This window comes from Kribbella sp. WER1 (assembly GCF_054189145.1).
Window position 1 is genome coordinate 3,232,644 of sequence record NZ_CM135186.1, and the last position, 18,986, is coordinate 3,251,629.

Annotated in this window: 15 protein-coding genes; 6 read left to right on the plus strand and 9 right to left on the minus strand. The window is 71.0% G+C overall.

Going from position 1 to position 18,986, the window contains the following annotated elements; genetic code table 11:
• Positions 1–52 precede the first annotated feature (52 nt).
• The 5 genes from ACXJJ3_RS15715 to ACXJJ3_RS15735 form a co-directional block, all read right to left on the minus strand.
• Positions 53–3,280, minus strand: a complete 3,228-nt coding sequence (locus tag ACXJJ3_RS15715) for a S8 family serine peptidase (protein WP_458170790.1) — start codon at positions 3,278–3,280, stop codon at positions 53–55.
• A 70-nt stretch (positions 3,281–3,350) separates the two neighbouring features.
• Positions 3,351–6,632 (minus strand): S8 family peptidase, encoded by a 3,282-nt coding sequence (locus tag ACXJJ3_RS15720; protein WP_458170791.1) that lies wholly within the window; start codon positions 6,630–6,632, stop codon positions 3,351–3,353.
• A gap of 153 nt (positions 6,633–6,785) precedes the next feature.
• Entirely contained in the window at positions 6,786–7,490 is a 705-nt protein-coding gene (locus ACXJJ3_RS15725) for a transporter substrate-binding domain-containing protein (RefSeq protein WP_458170792.1), read from the minus strand.
• Positions 7,491–7,546: 56 nt separating this feature from the next.
• Positions 7,547–8,788, minus strand: a complete 1,242-nt coding sequence (locus tag ACXJJ3_RS15730; protein ID WP_458170793.1) for a hypothetical protein — start codon at positions 8,786–8,788, stop codon at positions 7,547–7,549.
• 63 nt (positions 8,789–8,851) lie between these two features.
• Entirely contained in the window at positions 8,852–9,772 is a 921-nt protein-coding gene (locus tag ACXJJ3_RS15735) for a helix-turn-helix domain-containing protein (protein WP_458170794.1), read from the minus strand.
• A 72-nt stretch (positions 9,773–9,844) separates the two neighbouring features.
• On the opposite strand from ACXJJ3_RS15735, the gene ACXJJ3_RS15740 reads away from it, so the two are divergent.
• Positions 9,845–10,156 (plus strand): cupin domain-containing protein, encoded by a 312-nt coding sequence (locus tag ACXJJ3_RS15740; protein ID WP_458170796.1) that lies wholly within the window; start codon positions 9,845–9,847, stop codon positions 10,154–10,156.
• Here the strand turns inward: ACXJJ3_RS15740 and ACXJJ3_RS15745 are convergent.
• On the minus strand, positions 10,153–11,142 hold the full coding sequence (locus ACXJJ3_RS15745; protein ID WP_458170797.1) for a pirin family protein: 990 nt from the start codon (positions 11,140–11,142) through the stop codon (positions 10,153–10,155). The two genes, ACXJJ3_RS15740 and ACXJJ3_RS15745, sit on opposite strands and share 4 nt — an antisense overlap.
• A 169-nt stretch (positions 11,143–11,311) precedes the next feature.
• Between ACXJJ3_RS15745 and ACXJJ3_RS15750 the strand changes: the two genes are divergently transcribed.
• From ACXJJ3_RS15750 to ACXJJ3_RS15770, 5 genes are all read left to right on the plus strand, one after another.
• Positions 11,312–13,291 carry an ArnT family glycosyltransferase gene (locus tag ACXJJ3_RS15750; protein ID WP_458170798.1) on the plus strand — a complete coding sequence of 660 codons (1,980 nt, stop codon included), beginning with the start codon at positions 11,312–11,314 and terminating at the stop codon, positions 13,289–13,291.
• A 134-nt stretch (positions 13,292–13,425) separates the two neighbouring features.
• Complete coding sequence (locus ACXJJ3_RS15755; RefSeq protein WP_458170800.1) at positions 13,426–14,283, plus strand: bifunctional methylenetetrahydrofolate dehydrogenase/methenyltetrahydrofolate cyclohydrolase; 858 nt, start codon at positions 13,426–13,428, stop codon at positions 14,281–14,283.
• 22 nt (positions 14,284–14,305) lie between these two features.
• On the plus strand, positions 14,306–14,575 hold the full coding sequence (locus ACXJJ3_RS15760; RefSeq protein ID WP_458170801.1) for a DUF3017 domain-containing protein: 270 nt from the start codon (positions 14,306–14,308) through the stop codon (positions 14,573–14,575).
• Positions 14,576–14,629: 54 nt separating this feature from the next.
• Positions 14,630–14,848: a hypothetical protein gene (locus ACXJJ3_RS15765; RefSeq protein ID WP_458170802.1), complete on the plus strand. Its 219-nt coding sequence runs from the start codon at positions 14,630–14,632 to the stop codon at positions 14,846–14,848.
• A gap of 40 nt (positions 14,849–14,888) precedes the next feature.
• Positions 14,889–15,356 carry an N-acetyltransferase family protein gene (locus ACXJJ3_RS15770; protein ID WP_458170803.1) on the plus strand — a complete coding sequence of 156 codons (468 nt, stop codon included), beginning with the start codon at positions 14,889–14,891 and terminating at the stop codon, positions 15,354–15,356.
• Between the two features lie 55 nt (positions 15,357–15,411).
• On the opposite strand, the gene purH is transcribed toward ACXJJ3_RS15770, so the two are convergent.
• Genes purH through ACXJJ3_RS15785 form a run of 3 tightly spaced genes read right to left on the minus strand, consistent with a single transcriptional unit; the run spans position 15,412 to position 18,871 of the window.
• On the minus strand, positions 15,412–16,971 hold the full coding sequence (gene purH, locus ACXJJ3_RS15775) for a bifunctional phosphoribosylaminoimidazolecarboxamide formyltransferase/IMP cyclohydrolase (RefSeq protein ID WP_458170805.1): 1,560 nt from the start codon (positions 16,969–16,971) through the stop codon (positions 15,412–15,414).
• Positions 16,968–17,597 (minus strand): phosphoribosylglycinamide formyltransferase, encoded by a 630-nt coding sequence (purN, locus tag ACXJJ3_RS15780; protein WP_458170806.1) that lies wholly within the window; start codon positions 17,595–17,597, stop codon positions 16,968–16,970. The genes purH and purN overlap by 4 nt, the downstream gene beginning before the upstream one ends.
• Before the next feature lie 35 nt (positions 17,598–17,632).
• Positions 17,633–18,871 (minus strand): cell division protein PerM, encoded by a 1,239-nt coding sequence (locus ACXJJ3_RS15785; protein WP_458170808.1) that lies wholly within the window; start codon positions 18,869–18,871, stop codon positions 17,633–17,635.
• Positions 18,872–18,986: the final 115 nt, after the last annotated feature.

Sequence of the window (18,986 nt, forward strand, 5' to 3'; positions counted from 1 at the left end):
GCACCACAGGGAGGCCCCCGGGACCACGTGTCCCGGGGGCCTTCTGCTGTTCTCAGCGCAGGGCGTACGCGCCGATCACCGTCTGCACGGTGGTGTTCCCGGCCGCGTCCGTCGCGGTGGACCGCAGCGAGATGCAGGTCCCGGACGGCGTCGGGAAGATCGCCTTCCCGCCCGCCACCGGCGCCTGCCGCCAGGTGGCTCCGCCGTCGCCGGAGTACTCGATCTTCACGCCCGCACTGCCCGCAGCAATGAACGGCAGCACCGTGACCGGTTTGCGCGCCATCGTGTTGTTCCCGTCCACGTCCGGCCGGAAGCCGACGGTGTGGATCGGCACGCTCGCCTGACCCGCGGACGACGTGAACGTTGCCTCCAGGTCCATCCGGGTCGAGAACGGCCACAGCTGCTGCGTCCCGGAGGTCACCAGCTTGTACGTCGCCTTACCGGCCGGCTGGTCCGCGACCTCGACGTACCCGAACCGGTCCTCGGATCCGACCTCGGTCCCGTCCCGGTACAGCTTGGTGCTGCCGGTGGTCTCCATCCGCCCGGTGTGCCCGTCCGCGTCGGTGAGCGTGTTCAGCGAGACCCGGAGCGTGCCGCCGGACCGGGTCGCGGCGTACACGGACGGCACGAACGCGGCGGCGTTCCACCGCTCCTGGTAGTGCCGCCCGGCCTGGTACGGCATCGACGTCCCGGGCAGCGACCACTTCGGGAACCCGAAGTCCGTGCCGTCGACGTCCTCCTCGGTCGAGCCGGCGAACCCGTACGGCGTCTGGTCGACGTAGTACCGGATGCTCCGCGGTACGTCGAGGCGGATCACCCGGGCCCAGCCGCTGTCGCCGTTCGGGCCGGTCGGGTACAGCATCTTGAAGACCCGCTTGCCGTCCGCCGAGTTCACGGTGGCGTCCACCGTCGCGAGGTCGGACTGCTTGACCTTCCGGTCGAAGCCGGTCGGGAAGTCGCCCGGGAAGTAGTTCGCGATCCCGTACAGGTACGGCGTGTTCGTGAACAGCCCGTCGGCGCCCGGCACGCCCCACTGCGACGTGAAGTGCCCGATCAGCTGGTCCGCGGGCAGTTTCGGGCCGGCGTTGTACGTGTACATCGTGCCGGACAGGAACCCGGACGCGGAGTAGGTGTAGATCCCGCCGTTGATCTGCCGGTCGTACCCGATCCCCGAGTTCGCCTGCTTGGCGGTCGGGTCCGGGACCGACGTGGTGACCGGTTTCGCCTGCCGCGCGTCCAACACGACCGTCATGTCGGAGGTCACCTTGACGCTCGGCGCGAGCAGGCTGAAGAAGATCCAGTCGTCGGTACCGCGCTCGAACTCCTGGAACGTGCTGACGGTGTACTCGCCCTGCGGCACCCGGGTGGTGTAGGTGCCGTTCGCGTCCGGCATGTTCATGGACTGCGACACGTCGGTGTCGACACCGAACACGTTCACCGGGTAGTCGACGTCCGGCGTACCGTCCCGCATCACCATCTTGACGGTCAGGTTGTACGCCGGTCCCTCCTGGTTCACGCCGACCGGTACGACGACGGTCTGCCCGCCGCCCGTCGCGGTGATCCGCCCGCTGTACAGCCCGTCCGGACCGCCGAGCGTGGTGTCCGACGTCGCCTGCACGGACGCCGTACCGCCGGCCGGAACCGTCACCGAATCGGCGCTCAGCTTCAGCGCACCGGCCGGGGCGGCCGCGCCGTCCGGACCGTTCAGCACCGAGGTGAGCGACAGCGTCACCGCGGCGTCACCGAGGTTGTGGAACGTCACGTCCCGCGTCACCGGCTTGTCGTCGCTGTGCGGGAACTCCGCCAGCCCGAACGAGACGCTGCCCGGCTCCGCGACCACGCTCTGCTTGATCGCGGTGGTCAGGTTGATCCGCCCGGCGCCTTGCTGGAACGACGTCTGGTCCGCGGCGACCTTCGCCGATCCCATCAGCGCGCCCTTCAGGTCGGCCGGCGTCCAGGACGGGTGCTCCTGCAGCAGGATCGCGGCGGCGCCGGCGGTGTGCGGCGTCGCCATCGACGTACCGGACAGCCGCAGGTACCTGTCACCGACCGGCTCGCCGATCGACGAGTCCTTGGACTTCGCCGCGACGATGTCCGTACCCGGCGCGGTCACGTCCGGCTTCACCGCGCTGTCGCCGACCCGCGGGCCGCGGCTGGAGGTCGGGTTCAGCGCGTCCTGCTTGGTCACGTTGCCGACCGTCAGCGCGGCGTCCGCACTGCCCGGCGACCCGACGGTCCCGTCGCCGGGTCCATCGTTGCCGGCGGCAATGACGAACAGCGTGCCGGTCTGCGCGGTCAGCCGGTTCACGGCCTCCTCGAGCGGGTCGAGCTCCGGGGTGTCGGTGCCGCCGAGGCTGAGGTTGACGATCTTCGCCTTGACGTCGTTCGCGGCCCAGTCCATCCCGGCCAGGATCGCGGACTCCTCGCAGCCGTAGACCTCGCAGACCTTGCCGTCGTAGATCCGCGCGTCCGGCGCGACCCCCTTGTACTTGCCGTCCGACGCGGCGCCGGTGCCGGCGATCGTCGACGCCACATGCGTCCCGTGCCCGACCAGGTCGTCGGCGGACTCGGTGGTGAAGTTCTTCTCGCCCGCGATCTGGGTCGCGAGGTCCGGATGCGTCGCGTCGACGCCGGTGTCGAGGACCGCGACCGGCACGCCCTTGCCGGTGAACCCGGCCTGCCAGGCGTCCGGCCCGCCGATCTGCGGCACCGACTGGTCGAGCTGGATCTGCCGCTTGCCGTCCAGCCACAGCTTGCTGAACCCGGCCGATCCGAGGAAGCTCCGCGCGTTGCTCTTGCTGACCTTCATCGCCGCGCCCGTGATGGCCGGCAGCTGCCGCGTCACCTTCGCCCCGGCCGGCACGGCACGCTTCGCCTTTCCGTTGTACGTCGCGAGCACCGGAATCGTGCCGGTCGACGCGTCGTCGTACCCGTCCTTCACCAGCTCGGCGACGTCGAACAGCCGGCGGTCGATCCGGCCGCTGCCGACGTCCTTGCCGACGTCGGCGGGGATCACATAGGCGTGCCCGCGGTACCGCTGCTTGACGAACCCGACGTGCTGGCGGCCGGCACCCGGCTCGACCGTCAGCTTGGCCAGGTCGCCGCCGGGCACGAGCACCTTGTCGCCGGTGATCAGCGTGACGCTGACGTTCTGCTGACCGGCGGTCGGCTTCTCGACAGGTTGGGCGGCCGCGGCCGGTGTCAGTGCACCGGCCGCGAGGCCCGCGACCGCCAGCAGGGCGATCGCGGGCACGGTTGCGCGCATGGATCTCGAACTCACAGGGCCTCCCCAGAAATCGGTTGTCTGCGCACCATCTGAAACGCAGCCACCGGCCTCCGGGGTTGCGTGCTCAGCGGAACACGTAGGCCTTGATTACGGTCAGGTCCGTTTGGTTGCCCGCACTGTCGACGACTTGCGACCGCAGTGAGACGCTCTGGCCCGCCGGGGTCTCGAAGATCGCCTTGTACCGGCCGTGCCCGATCGGAACCACCGCGGCGTTCTGCCAGGTCTTGCCCTCGTCACCCGACACCTGGGCGGTGAACTTCCGGATCGCCTGCAGCGGCACGCCCGCCTGCGGATCCACGACCACTGGCAGCACCGTGACCGGCTTGCGGTCGGCGAGGTTGTGGTCGTCGACCTTCGGCTGGTACCGGATCCCCAGCAACGGCAGGCGAGTCTCCGCCGCGGTCGCACCCGAGCTGAACGTCCACATCAGGTCGGTCCGGGTCGCGTACGGGCTGGTCGACTGCGTCTGCGACGACTCCAGCGTGTACGTCGTCTTCGCCGCCGGCAGCCCGGTCGCCTCGACGTACCCGAAGTACGGCGACTCCGCGACGACCTTGCCGTTCTGGGTCAGCTTGGTCGATCCGGTGTCGGCGAGGATCCCGCCGGAGTTCCCGTCCGCGTCGGCGAGACCGTACGCCGACACGTAGAGGTCGCCGCCCGTCCGGGTCGCCTGGTCCGGCGCGGCCGAGAACGCCGCCGCGTTGAACCGCTCGTGGTACGTCCGGCCCGCCCGGTACGCCGCGATCGGCGACGAGAGCCGGCTGACCGTCTGCGGGAACGGGTCGTTCGGGTCGGTGCTCGGCACGACCTCGCTGACGTCGGTCTGCCAGGTCGCCGGCCCGCCGTCCGCGTAGACCGTGGTCGTCAGCGGCGCCTTGCCGTAGGTCAGCGCGACGGCCCAACTACCGCCCATCCCCGGCCCGGTTCCCTGCACGACCCGCTCGTGCGCGTGGTCCGTCGTCGCGTTCACCGTCTGGACCAGCGTGGCCTGCTCGCTCGGCTTCACCGCCCGCACGAACCCGGTCGGGTACACGCCCGGGAACGTGTCCACCTGACCGACGAGATACGGCGAGTTTCCGAAGTTCCCGTCCGCATCGGGTTTCGCCCACTGCGACGCCACGTGGCTGGTGAACTGCTCCGCGGGCAGCACCGCGGATCCGACCTGCGCGGTGTAGCTTTCGCCGAACCCGAACTGCAGGCCCGAGTACCCGGAGCTGTGCAGGCCGTCCGCGGACCTGCGGTCGAACCCGATGTCGGCGAGCGCCGCCTGCGCGCCGGCCTGCGGTACGGTCACCTTGACCAGCTTCGCGGTCCGGGCGTCGAACACCACTGTGGTGTCCTTGGTCAGCTGGATCGACGGCTGCACGAGGTCGTAGATCGCGCCGTCCCCGTCGGACTTCTGCACGTACTGGTTGCTCTCCGCCAGGTACTCGCCCTTCTCCAGCCGGAGCGTCAGCGTGGTGCTGCCGTCACCGAGGAACTGGAAGAGGTCGCTGTTCACCCCGATCAGCGCACCGCCGAACTCGGCCGGCTTGCCGTCCGGGCCAATCGACTTCAGCGTGAGGTTGTAGCTCTCCTTCTCCTTCTCCACGCCGACCGCGGACGTCACGCTCGCGTCGCCGCCGGTCGCGGTGACACGGCCGGAGTACAGCCCATCCGGGCCGTTGTGCTTGGTGTTCGACGTCGCCTGCACGGCGGCCGTACCGCCGGCCGGGATCGTCACCGAGGTCGCGCTCAGCGTCAGCGCGTCGGCAGGAGCGGCCGCGCCGTCCGGTCCGTTCAGGGTCGCGGCCAGGTCCAGCGTCACCGGCTTGTCGCCGAGGTTGCGGTACGTCAGCGTCTTGGTGACCGGCTTGTCGTCGTCGTGCGGCCACACCGCCGTACCGAAGGAGAGGTCGCCGGGCTCCGCGATCACGGTCTGTTTGATGCCCTTGGCAACATTCACCCGGCCGGCGCCCTGCTCGAACGCGGTCTGGTCCGCGGCCGGTTTGGCCGAACCCATCAGCGCGCCCTTGAGCTCGGCGGCCGTCCAGTTCGGGTGCTCCTGGGCGAGGATCGCGGCCGAGCCGGCGACGTGCGGGGTCGCCATCGACGTCCCGTCGAGCCGCAGGTACTGGTCACCGACCGGTTCGCCGATGACCGAGTCCTTCGCCTTCGCCGCGACGATCGACACCCCCGGCGCGGAGATGTCCGGCTTCACCGCGCCGTCGCCGACCCGCGGGCCGCGGCTGGAGAAGTCGGCCAGCCCGTTCTGCTTGTCGACCGCGCCGACGGTCAGCGCGGCGTCCGCACTGCCCGGCGAACCGATCGTGCGCTCCCCCGGTCCCTCGTTGCCGGCCGCGATCACGAACAGCGTGCCGGTCTCGGCGGTCAGCCGGTTCACGGCCTCCTCGAGCGGGTCGATGCCCGGGGTGTCGGTGCCGCCGAGGCTCAGGTTCACGACCTTCGCCTTGATGTCCTTCGCGGCCCACTCCATCCCGGCCAGGATCGCGGAGTCCTGGCAGCTGCCGCCGTCGTCGCAGACCTTGCCGTCGTACAGCCGCGCGTCCGGGGCGACCCCCTTGTACTTGCCGTTCGACGCGGCCGCCGTCCCGGCGATCGTCGAGGCGACGTGGGTGCCGTGGCCGAAGTGGTCGCCGTCCGGGGCGTCGGTGAAGTTCTTCATGCCGACGACCTGGGTGGCCAGGTCCGGGTGCGACTTGTCGATGCCGGTGTCGAGGACCGCGACCGGGACGCCCTTGCCGGTGAACCCGGCCTGCCAGGCGGTCGGCGCGCCGATCTGCGGGACCGACTGGTCCAGCGTGACCTTGCGCTTGCCGTCCAGCCAGACCTTGTCGATGTCCTTGCTGGCCACCACCTTCGCGTCCTTGGTCGCCGTCAGGGCGGCGCCGTTGATCACCGGGAGCTGCCGCTGGACGGTCGTGCCCGGTACGGCGGCGCGCTGGCGGGCCTGGCCGCGGTACGTGACGATCAGCGGCAGCGTGCGGTCGTACCCGTCCTTGAGCAGGCCGGTCACGTCGAACAGCCGGGGGTCCAGCGTCCCCGCGGCCAGGCGGGTGCGGACGTCCGACGGGACGACGTACAGGTGGTTCTGCTCGCGGTACGCGCTGAACGCGACCTTGGTACGGCCCGCGCCGGGCGCGATCGTCGCACGCGCCGGGTCCCCGCCCAGCAGCGTCACCCGGTCGCCGGTGATCAGCGTGACGCTACGGTCCTTCGCCGGTGGTCCTGCTTGGGCAGCTGGTGGTGCGGCGGTCGCCTGGACCGCGGACGCCCCGAGCCCCAGGGCTGCGATCGAGGCGACGGCGGCTACGCCGAGGCGCCTCGATCGTGGTGCGGTTCCCACGATGAGTCCCTCCCGATCGTTGTCCTCACATCGGACCGCACCAGACCACTTACGGAGTGGAGTTGGGCGGCCACTCACCGGTAGATGTCCGGGACCGGGTGAAAGGTTGCCAGGAACACCTGCCACGGCAGGTTCCTGCCTGACTACTTTCTGTCAGGAGGCGATGAGGGTCGGCGACTGCCCGGCAGCGGCGAGGGAGGCCGCGACGAACCCGCTCACCTTCAGTTCGTCGATCAACTCGCGGAGGTAGGCGACGGTCGGCTCGCTCTTGTCCTTCGTCGTCCCCACGGCCTGCTGGATCTGCATGAACCGCTCGTCGATCAGCCGCAGGCCGGGGTGCTCCGCGACGTACTGCGTGATCGGCTGCCGGATCCCGGCCGCGACGTCGAGGCCCTCCGCGCGGAACACGTCGACGCCGTCGGTGCCGCGGACGATCGTCGCCTGCCGCACCGTGCGGGTCAGGTACAGGTCGTACGCCGAGCCCTGCTTCACGCCGATCCGCACCCCCGGGGCATCCACGTCGGCGACCGTGGCGAGCGGGGAGTCCTGCGGTACGGCGAAGACGCCCTCGATCACGACGTACGGCGCGGTGAAGGCCACCTCGGCCGCGCGGGCAGGCTCGATCGCGAGGAAACAGAGGTCGGCCTGCCCGGTCGTCAACGCCTCGAACGACTTGCGCGCCGCGTCGAAACACACCAACTCCAGCGGCAACTCGAGCCGCTGCGCCAGCTCCCGCGCGATGTCGACGGTGATCCCCGCCGGCGCCTCCGCGGTCCCCTGCGCCAGCACCGGATTCCCAAGGTTGATGGAGGCGCGCAGCACACCGGTGGGCGCGAGGTCGGCGGCAACAGTCGTCATACCGGCGACCCTATCCGCGGTCCTGGGCCCGGACCGCGGACGACTGACGGATCTCGTCAGTCGTGGAGGGCGGCCAGCGCGGCTCGTGCTGCCGTGCTGAGCTCGTCGTCCTTGGCCGGGGCGAAGACGGTCGTCGTCGGCGTCGGGTGTGCGCGCAGCAGGCGGGTCCGTTGCCAGGTGGGTGGATGTCCGGCGTCGCTCCGCCCGTTCTGCGCCCGGTCGACCCGGACCAGGCGCGCGAACTCGTGGTCCGGGATCTCGGCCGCGGTGCGCCGCAACGTGTCGAGCGGGTCGCCCGACCGGCCGAAACGGACGGCACGCTCGGCCGCCCGGAAGCAGATCCCGGCCAGCAGGACCCGCTCCAGCGACGACGCGGTCGGCTCGGACCCGACCTGCTCGGCCACCCGGCGGTCGATCCGGTACTCGCGCCGCTGCCGCCCGACCAGGTCGAGACGATGCAGCAGCCGCCAGTACCCGCGGATCGGCGGGCCCAGGACCGCGCTCATGACCTTGACCAGCCGGCTGTGCAGGATCTGGTCGTCGCTGCCCGACCTGATCACGGGGATGCCGCCCATGCTTTCGAGCCGCCCGTCCCCGGCCGAGTCGAGCCTGCCCGGCGTCACGGTCGCCGCGAGTTCGCCGATGATGTGCTGGGCCGCCCCGAGGACCCGATCGTGGACGCCGCGCTGGTCGTCGTACAACGCGTGCGCGAGCGCGGCGTACCGCTCCTGCGGCCCGAGCACGGACCACGCCGGCAGGCCGATCCGGAGCGTCCGGCGGTAACCCCAACCGACCCGGTCGACGGCGATCCGCTCATCGACCGTGACGACGACGTGCTCCAGCCTCGGCGATCCGGTCTGCGCGGCGAGGCGATCGAGTACGTCGTACAACTGCGGCGCCTCCGCCCGGCTCACCGGCTGAGCGCCGTACGGCAGGCGGGTGATGCGCGGCCGGAAGACCGCGGTCAACGCGAACAGCACGACCGCGAACGGCGCGGCGAACCACAGCGGCCGGTAGAACGCGAGCAGGACGATCCCGCCGAGCAGACCGGGCAGCGGCAGGAGCAGGACCGGCAGCGAGAGCAGGAAGGCGCCGAGCGAACGCTCCGGACCGGACGCCGGGCGCTCGGCCAGCGCGTCCGCGAGCTTCCGCTCACGCTCGAACTGCCAGTCAGGTTGCTGCGCGGCGGGCGCCGGCTCCAGGTTCCACTCGCAGTGCCGGCACCAGACGGCGTACCGCCGATCGGCCGGCAACGGCCGGCTGCACTGCGGGCAGTCGACCGTACTCTCCATCGTCATCCCGTCAGGATGCTGCCAACCGGGGTGCAAATCACAGTACTTTCCGTACATCGTGCTGGACGATTACCTGCCCTGATAGGCCCGCCGGTACGCGCCCGGGGTGGTGTGCAGCGCGGCGCGGAACCGGCGGCGCAGGTTGGTCGCCGACGAGAGCCCGACGCGCGCCGCGATCGCCTCGACCGAGAGGTCCGTTTCCTCAAGCAGCACACGCGTTCTGGCAATCCGTTGCGCCAGCAACCACTGCCCCGGCGACATCCCCAGCTGCTCCCCGAACCGGCGCGCCAACGTCCGCTGCGACACGTTCCCCCGCCGTGCCAGATCCTCGACGGTCAACGGCTCACCCAGCCGTTCCCCCGCCCACTCCAGCACCACTCCCAAGGACTCTGCCGGAGCGTTCTCCGCGGAGCGGTACTGCGACTGACCTCCCTCGCGATGCGGCGGCATCACCATCCGCCGCGCCACCCGCGCGGCGTACGCCGCCCCGAGATCCTCACGCACCAGATGCAGACAAAGGTCGATCCCCGTCCCCGACCCGCCGCTGCTCGCCACGTCCCCGTGGTCGACGTACAGCACGTCCGCATCGACCTGCACCGCCGGGAACCGCCGCTGCAGCTCGTCCGCATACCGCCAGTGCGTCGCCACCCGCCGCCCGTCGAGCAACCCGGTCGCGGCCAGCAGGTACGCCCCCGAACAGATACTCACCAGCCGCGCGCCCCGCCGATGCGCGCGCCGCAACGCCCGCAGTACCGCGTCCGACGGCTCCCGGTTGATCGGCAACCACCCCGGTACGACGATCGTGTCCGCCCGGTCGAGCGCCCGCAGCCCCGACCGGACCACCATGTCGAAACCCTCGGTGGTCCGCACGTTCCCCGGCACCTCCGTACACACCCCGAACCGGTACGGCGGATCCCGGAACACCACCGCCGCGCACCCCAACTCGAAGCTCGCCTGCGGAGCGGTGACCAGCGCGACAACCCGGTGCATGGCAGAAAAGTACTCGATAAGGACTATTCAGACACTGGGGATCAGGCTGTGGACAACGGCAGGATCGACCCCATGGAGACCTACGAGTGGGCGTCGGTCGACGACGCACCGGTCCGTGAGTTGTTCCCCGGCATCCGGCTCCGGCCGCTCTGGTCGGGCGCCGTCGCGAAGGCGTACGTGCTGCAGCTGGAACCCGGCTCGACCTGGGAAGGCATCGACGTCCACGACCCCGGCCCCGAGGAGGTGTTCGTCGTCGACGGCGTCTTCAACGACGGCGAACGTGACTACCCGGCCGGTTCGTTCATCCACGCCCCGGCCGGGTCGTCCCACATCCCGCAGTCCGCCGCGGGCTGCACGCTGTTCCTCTTCTACCCCGAGGGTTAGGTGCCGGTACTGCGGAGCTCGGTCGGGGCGCCGTGGACCGCGGGGATCGAGCCGAGCTTGCCGGCCTGGAAGTCCTCGAACGCCTGGACCACCTCGGCGCGGGTGTTCATCACGAACGGCCCGGCCATCGCGACCGGCTCCCGGATCGGGCGGCCGCCGATCACCAGCACGTCGAGGTTCGGCTCGGCCTGCGGCTGCGAGGTCGCGGCCGCGGTACGGATGAAGTCGCCGGGGCCGAAGACGGCCAGCTGACCCTTGCGGATCGGGCGGTGCTCGGCGCCGGCCGTCCCCTGGCCGGCCAGCACGTACACGAGCGAGTTGTAGTCGGGCTGCCACGGCATGACGAGCTCCGCGCCCGGGCTGACCGTCGCGTGCACGAGCGTGATCGGGGTGTGCGTCGACCCGGGCCCGTCGTGGCCGTCGACCGTTCCCGCGATCACCCGGATCAGCGAGCCGCCGTCCTGGGTGGAGAGCAGCGCCGAGTCGCCGCCGCGGATGTCCTGGTAGCGCGGCGGGGCCCACTTGAGCGCCTTCGGCAGGTTCACCCAGAGCTGGATGCCGTGGAACAGGCCGCCGCTCACGACGAGGTGCTCCGGCGGCGTCTCGATGTGCAGCAGGCCGCTGCCGGCCGTCATCCACTGGGTGTCGCCGTTCGAGATCACGCCGCCACCACCGTTGGAGTCCTGGTGCTCCATGATCCCGTCGAGCATGTACGTGACGGTCTCGAACCCGCGGTGCGGGTGCCACGGAGTGCCCTTCGGCTCACCCGGCGCGTACTCGACCTCGCCCATCTGGTCCATGTGGATGAACGGATCCAGGTCGCGGAGGTCGACGCCCGCGAAGGCACGCCGGACCGGGAAGCCCTCGCCCTCGTAGCCGCTCGGCGCGGACGTCACCGACTTCACGGGACGCTCACGCACGACGGCCGGGTCCTGCGGGCTGATCCGGGGCAGGACGGTGATGTCGCTGACGGTCACGGCGGGCATGGTGTGCTCCTCGATCGGTTGGTAGTTCAAGAATAAACTAACTGGTCGAACGGCGGCAAGAGTGGTCCTATTCCCGGCTCACAGGCAGCTCCCAGCCGCCGCCCAGGGTCGTTGGAGTCCCGGTTGGCACCGTCGTCAGTGGAAGCCGTCCCGCGAACTGGAGATGATCATGACGACGCTGCTCGACCGCCCCGTGGAACCTCAGACCCCGATCCAGCCACCCGGCCGGCTGCGGCGGTTGGTGCGCGCCCCGTCCGGCCAGTCGGCGTACGTCCGGCCGGCGGCGCTGGCGATGCTGATCGGTACGGCGTTCCTGTACCTGTGGAACCTGACCGCGTCCGGGTACGGGAACAGCTTCTACGCCGCCGCCGTACAGGCCGGGACGCAGAGCTGGAAGGCCTGGCTGTTCGGGTCGCTCGACGCCGGGAACGCGATCACCGTCGACAAACCGCCGGGCGCGCTGTGGGTGGCGACGGCGTTCGCGCGGGTGTTCGGGTTCAACAGCTTCACGGTGCTCGCGCCGCAGGCGTTCATGGGGATCGCCGCGGTCGGGCTGCTGTACCTCACGGTCCGCCGGGTCGCGGGGCCGGTCGCCGGGCTCGTTGCCGGGAGTGCGTTGGCGTTGACGCCGGTCGCCGTACTGATGTTCCGCTTCAACAACCCGGATGCGTTGCTGGTGTTGCTGCTCGTCGCGGCGGCGTACTGCGTCGTCCGGTCGTTGGAGCGGGCGTCGGTGCGGTGGCTGATGCTGGCGGGAGTGGCGATCGGGTTCGCGTTCCTGACGAAGATGGGGCAGGCGTTCCTTGTACTGCCGGCGTTCGGGCTGGTGTATCTGATCGCGGCGCCGACGTCGTTGGGCAAGCGGGTGGTGCATCTCGTCGGTGCTGCTGGTGCGGTGGTCGTGAGCGCCGGGTGGTACGTCGCGCTCGTGGAGCTGTGGCCGGCGTCGAGTCGCCCGTACATCGGTGGGTCGACCAACAACTCGCTGCTGGAGCTGGCGCTCGGGTACAACGGACTGGGGCGCCTGCTCGGCGGATCCGGGAACGGCGGCGGGGGTGGCGGCGCCGGGGGTGGCGGGAACACCGGGTTCGGTGGCAGCACCGGGATCACCCGGATGTTCGGCGACGCCTTCGGAACCGAGATCTCCTGGTTGTTGCCGGCGGCACTGATCGCGTTGGCCGGCGGGCTCTGGCTCCGGCGCCGGGCACCGCGCACCGACCTGCTGCGCGCCGGGATCGTCCTGTGGGGCGGGTGGCTGCTCGTCACCGGCGCCGTCTTCAGCTTCATGAGCGGGACGATCCACCCGTACTACGCGGTCGCGCTGGCGCCGGCGATCGCCGGACTGGTCGGCACCGGCGTCTGGCTCGGCCGGAAACACCGGCGGTTGCTTGCGGCAATGATCCTGCCGACGGCGGTGTGGGACTACGTCCTGCTGACCCGGACACCGACGTTCGCCCCGTGGGCGAAGTACGCGATCGTCGCCGCCGGCGTCCTGGCGACCCTGCTGCTCCTGCTGGGGCAGCACCTCCGCCGGGCACTCCCCGCGGTCATCCTCACCGGCGCGCTCGCCCTCGGCCTGGGCACGACGGCGTACGCCGCCGCCACCGCCGCCCAACCGCACAACGGCTCCATCCCCACCGCCGGCCCCACCTCATCCGCCATGGGCGGCGGAAGCCCCGGAGGCGGAATGCGAGCGCCCACCAACAGCACCGGCACCCCGCCCACCAACTCCACCCCGCCAGGCTCGACCAACTCGACCGGCTCTACCAGAGGTGCCGGAATGGGCGGCGGGATGGGCGGCGACGCGACCGCCGGCAGCGAACTGACCGCCCTCCTCGCCAAAACCACCACCCCCTGGGCCGCCGCCACCAGCGGCTCCCAGTCCGCCGCCTCCCTCGAACTCGCCACCGGCAAGTCCGTCATCGCCATCGGCGGCTTCAGCGGCACCGACAACGCCCCCACGCTCGCCCAGTTCAAACAATGGGTAGCCGAAGGCAAGATCGCGTACTACATCGCCGGCGGCCCGGGCGGCGGGCAAGGCGGCCCTGGCGGCGGCTCGTCCGCAGCCAGCGAGATCCAGTCCTGGGTCCAGTCCAACTACACCGCCACCACCGTCGGCAACACGACCGTCTACAAGCTCACCTCCTGATTCCGGTGAACGTCCAGCCCATCACAATCGCCGCGACGGCGCGGTCCCCCGCTCAGCCGCCCGTCGCGGCGCCGATTGTGATGGCCTGGCGGTGCGGGACCAACCGCCGAACCCGGGCATGGGAGACTTTTCGGGTGACGGCGCAGATTCTGGATGGCAAGGCGACGGCAGCAGCGATCAAGGACGAGTTGAAGGTCCGGGTCGCGAAGCTGGCCGAACAAGGCGTGGTCCCTGGGCTCGGGACGATCCTGGTCGGGGACGACCCGGGCAGCCGGGCGTACGTGGCCGGCAAGCACCGCGACTGCGCGGCGGTCGGGATCTCCTCGATCCAGGTCGAGCTGCCGGACACCGCGACCCAGGACGAGATCGCGGCCAAGGTTCGCGAACTCAACGAGAACCCGGAGTGCACCGGCTTCATCGTCCAGCTCCCGCTCCCGAAGCACGTCGACACGAACACGATCCTCGGACTGATCGACCCGGCCAAGGACGCGGACGGCCTGCACCCGGTCAGCCTCGGCAAGCTGGTTCTCGGGCAGGACGGCCCGCTGCCGTGTACGCCGAAGGGCTGTGTCGAGATCCTCCGGCGGTACGACGTACCGATCGCCGGCGCGCACGTGGTCGTCGTCGGGCGCGGTGTGACGGCGGGGCGGCCGATGGGGCTGCTGTTCACCCGGCGGAGCGAGAACGCGACCGTGACGCAGTGCCACACCGGGACGAAGGACCTGGGCGCGGTGGTGCGCACCGGCGACATCGTGATCGCGGCGGCCGGTTCCGCCGGGCTGATCACGGCGGACATGGTGAAGCCCGGCGCGGTCCTCCTCGACGTCGGCACCAGCCGCAGCGCCGAGGGCAAGATCGTCGGCGACATCGACCCGGCGGCCCGCGAGCAGGCGTCCTGGATCGCCCCGATGCCCGGCGGCATCGGCCCGATGACCCGCGCGATGCTGCTCAGCAACGTGGTGGAGGCCGCCGAAGCGGCCCTCCCCCGGTGAACCGAACAGGTGTGACGTGCTGATGGCAGGTGAGACCCAGCGCCGAAGCCAGTGGCCGCTGGCTCTGACGCTCCTGGTCGCACTGACCGGGCTGGTCGTCCTCTGGTTCTACAACTGGCGCAACGGCGTCCTCATCTTCGCCGGCTCCGTAGGCCTGGCCGGCCTCCTCCGAGCCACCCTCACCGACACCAAGGCCGGCCTCCTGCACGTCCGCAGCCGCATGTTCGACACCACCTTCCTCTTCCTCACCGCCGCCGCCATCGCCGTCCTCGGCCTGATCGTCCCGAACTGATCCACGACGTACCGTCGTCCATGCACAAATCGATCGCAACCGGGGGGGAACACCGTGGTCCCGGCGGTGCTGGCGCTGGAGAGCAGCGGCTACCGCGTCCGCGAGCTCGAGAACGGCCTCCTCGAGGCGTCATCCGACGACGGGACGTACGTCGCCGAGGATCCCATCGCATTGCTGGGCTTGATCAAGCTCGTCGAACTACGCACCTGGTCATGGCAAGCCGACGACGAGGAGATCGACACCACGCTGAACCGCCTCGGCTGGAACCGATAACCACCTGCGCACCTGCCCCGGAGGCGGAATACTCGGGCGGATGGTGACGATCCGGAGTGCGGTGGGTGCGGACGGGGGCGAGGTTGCGCGGGTCTACGTGGACTCGTGGAACGACGGGTTCGGCGAGCTGATGCCTCCGGCGGTGCTGGACGCGCGACGGATCGCGCAGTGGACGGCAACTGTTGCCGACGGCAACTGGTGGGTAGCCGAGCTGGACGGCACCCTCGCCGGCTTCGTGGGCATCGGCCCAAGCCGCGACCCGGTCCATCCGACCCTCGGCGAACTGGACACGATCGCCGTCGACCGCCCGTACTGGCGCCAGGGCGTCGGCACCGCCCTGATGACGAAGGCCCTCGAAGAGCTGGCCGAGCAGTACGACGAAGCCATCCTCTGGACGCTGGCGAACTACCCGCAGGGGCAGAGGTTCTACGAGCGGACCGGCTGGGTCCGGTCCGGTGAGACGCGGGACGACGGACACCAGGTCGCCTACCGGCGTACGTTCAACTGAGGATGACGAGGCCGGATCGAGCCCCCACGAGCGGGGCCCGATCCGGCCTTTTCGGTTAGTGGAAGAAGTGGCGGGTGCCGGTGAAGTACATGGTGATGCCGGCCTTGGTGGCGGCTTCGATGGCGGCTTCGTCGCGGATGGAGCCGCCGGGCTGGACTACGGCTTTGACGCCGCCTTCGATCAGGACCTCGAGGCCGTCGGGGAAGGGGAAGAAGGCGTCGGACGCGGCGACCGAGCCGGGGCCGCGGTCGGCGGCGCGGGAGACGGCGAGGCGGCAGGAGTCGACGCGGTTGACCTGGCCCATGCCGACGCCGACCGAGGCGCCGTCGGAGGCGAGGAGGATGGCGTTGGACTTGACGGCGCGGCAGGCCCTCCAGGCGAAGGCGAGGTCGGCCAGGACCTCGGGCGAGGCCGGTGAACCCGCCGCCAGGGTCCAGGTGGACGGGTCGTCGCCGGGGGCCTGGAAGCGGTCGCGGTGCTGGAGGAGCAGGCCGCCGCTGATCGCGCGCATCTCGACGGTCTCGTTGGCCGAGACCTCCGGCGCCACGAGCAGGCGGATGTTCTTCTTCGCCTGCAGGATCTCGGCGGCGCCGTCCTCGAACCCGGGCGCCACCAGCACCTCGGTGAAGATCTCCGCGACCTGCTTGGCGAGGTCGACGGTGACCGGGCGGTTCGTCGCGATCACGCCGCCGTACGCCGACACCGGGTCGCACTCGTGGGCGCGGCGGTGGGCCTCGGCGATGTCCTTGCCGACGGCGATGCCGCACGGGTTGGCGTGCTTGATGATCGCCACCGCGGGCTCGGCGAAGTCATAGGCGGTACGCCGGGCCGCGTCCGCGTCGACGTAGTTGTTGTACGACATCTCCTTGCCGTGCAGCTGCTCCGCCGCCGCGAGGCCGCCGCGGCCGTTCAGGTACAGGGCGGCCGGCTGGTGCGGGTTCTCGCCGTACCGCAGGACCGCGGACTTGTCCCAGGACGAGCCGACCCAGGCCGGGAAGCCGGAGCCCTCGCTGGAGTCCGTGAGCACGTTGCCCATCCAGGACGCGACCGCGATGTCGTACTCCGCCGTGTGCACGAAGGCCGCGGCGGCCAACCGGGCCCGCTCCTCGAGCGAGAAGCCGCCCTCCTCGATCGCGGTGTAGAGCGCGTCGTACTGCGCGGCGGACGTCACGACCGCGACGTTCGCGTGGTTCTTCGCGGCGCCCCGGACCATCGACGGGCCGCCGATGTCGATCTGCTCGATGCACTCGTCGACCGACGCGCCGGAGGCGACCGTCTCGGTGAACGGGTACAGGTTGCTGACCAGCAGGTCGAACGGCTCGACCCGCATCTCCTTCAGCTGCTCGACGTGCTCGGGACGGCGCACGTCCGCGAGCAGGCCGGCGTGCACCATCGGGTGCAGCGTCTTCACCCGCCCGTCCAGGCACTCCGGGAACCCGGTCAGCTCCTCGACCTTGGTCACCGGTACGCCGGCCGCGGCGATCCGGGCCGCGGTGGAGCCGGTCGACACCAGCTGGACACCGGCGGCGTGCAGCGCCGTGGCGAGCTCCTCCAGGCCGGTCTTGTCGTAGACGCTGATCAGCGCGCGGCGGATCGGCCTGCGGTCGGTGCTCACTTCAGTCGAACCTTTCGTCCGGTGATGGTCCAGCCGTCGCGGACCAGCCGGCCGACCCACTCCACCAGCTGGCGGCGTTCGACCTCCTTGATCCGCTCGGTCAGGGTTTCTTCGGTGTCGTCGTCCGCGACCGGGACCACGACCTGCGCGATGATCGGCCCGGTGTCGACGCCGCCGTCCACGAAGAACAGCGTCGCCCCGGCGACCTTCACGCCGTACTCCAGCGCGTCCCGGGGACCGTGGATCCCGGGGAAGGCGGGCAGGAGCGCGTTGTGGGTGTTGATGTAGCGGTCGCCGAACGCGCCGAGGAAGTCGTCGCCGACGAGCTTCAGGAAGCCGGCCGAGACGACCAGGTCGGGCTTGTACTCCGCGACCGACGCGGTCAGCGCGCGGTCCCAGTCGGCCCGCTCGGCGTACTCCTTGACCTTGTGGACGAACGTCGGCACGCCCGCGGTCGCGGCCCGGTCGAGCCCGGCGATGCCGTCCCGGTCGGCGCCGACCGCGACGACCTGGGCGCCGTACGCCGGGTCGGCGCAGGCGTCCAGCAGGGCCTGCAGGTTCGACCCCGACCCCGAGACGAGCACGACGAGGCGCGCAGAACCGGAGTCAGAAGAAGCGGCAGTCACGCCCGGAAGCCTATCTCCCGGTACCCGCCCGGCCGTCAGGTGGTTGGGGCGTCAGCGTCCTTCGAGCGGCGGGCGGCGACCACCGCGGCGGTGACGGCGGCGCCGATGGCCATGCCGGCGACCAGGACGCCGGCGGCGGGGAGGGCGTTCGGTACGCCGACCACGGACAGCCGCCCCGGTCCGGCCGAGCCGCCGGACAGCGCCAGCAGCGCGAACAGCACGATCCCCGCGAGCACTGCCGCGATCCCGCCGCGGAGCGCGAACGCGTCCCAGCCGAGCGCGTCGGCGTCCCGCTCCGCGAGGCCCCGGCGCGCGACGACCAGGCCCGCGACGACCCCGGCGAGCAGCGGCACCAGCGCGGTCAGCGCGAGCAGGTACGTCGGCGTCGACCCGTCGGCCGGTACGGCGGCCAGCAGCGGCAGCGCCGGGAGGCTGCCCACGTTCACGCCGGTCGGCGCGATCGTCGTACCGGTCCCGAGCTGGAACCCGGGCCCGGCGAGGAACGCGACGACGTACAGCACCATGTTCGGCACCAGCATCAGGCAGATCGCGAACAGTACGACCGAGCCGATCACGCCGGCGTCGAGCAGCTCGAGCATCCCGGTGATCCGGGAGAAGTGGATCGCGAGCAGTACGGCGTACAGCAGCGCGGCCAGTGCGACGATCGTGAGCACCGCGGCGAACGCGGCCGGTACGGCGTCCCGCAGCCCGGCCGGGGTGGCGTCGGCGAGGTCGTGGCCGGCGCCGGACTCGACGATGATGCCCGCGAGACCGGCGACCAGCGCCAGCGAGAACGCGCCGAGGAACCCGGACAGCGGCGACACCTTCAGCGGGCCGTCCGCCGTGAGCAACGCCACGATCAGCCCGCCGAGGCCGTAGACGGCGGCGAACCCCAGTGCGAGACCGATCAGTTCCTTGGTCCGGTCGGCGCCGCTGGAGCGGGTCGCGGACTTGCCGCCGCGGTACAGGCACCAGGCGAAGAACAGGGTGAGGCCGAGCGGCGCGACGCTGATCCGGCCGGTGCCGAGCGTCACCCCTGCCTTGTGCGCGACCAGCCAGGCCGCGGCACCTGCCCGGACCGCTCCGGAGGCGCCGCCGAAGGTCGCGCCCAGCCAGCCGATCACCGCGACCGCGGCACAGGTCAGCAGGCCGGTGAGCAGGCAGGCTCCGGCGGAGATCACGGCCGCCACCGGCAGCGGTTTGCTCTGGGCGGTGATCTCCGACGTCGGCGTCTCACCGTCCCGCGCGCCCGGGCGGCTCAGCATGTCGGTCATCTGGCTCCCATCGTCTCCCCGGTCCCGGACCTGACTCGTCCTGACACGCCGGATGTGGGAGACTTCAGCCCGCCTGCTCACCCTCGGTCTCCGCGTGTTCGCCTGGTGGTAGCTG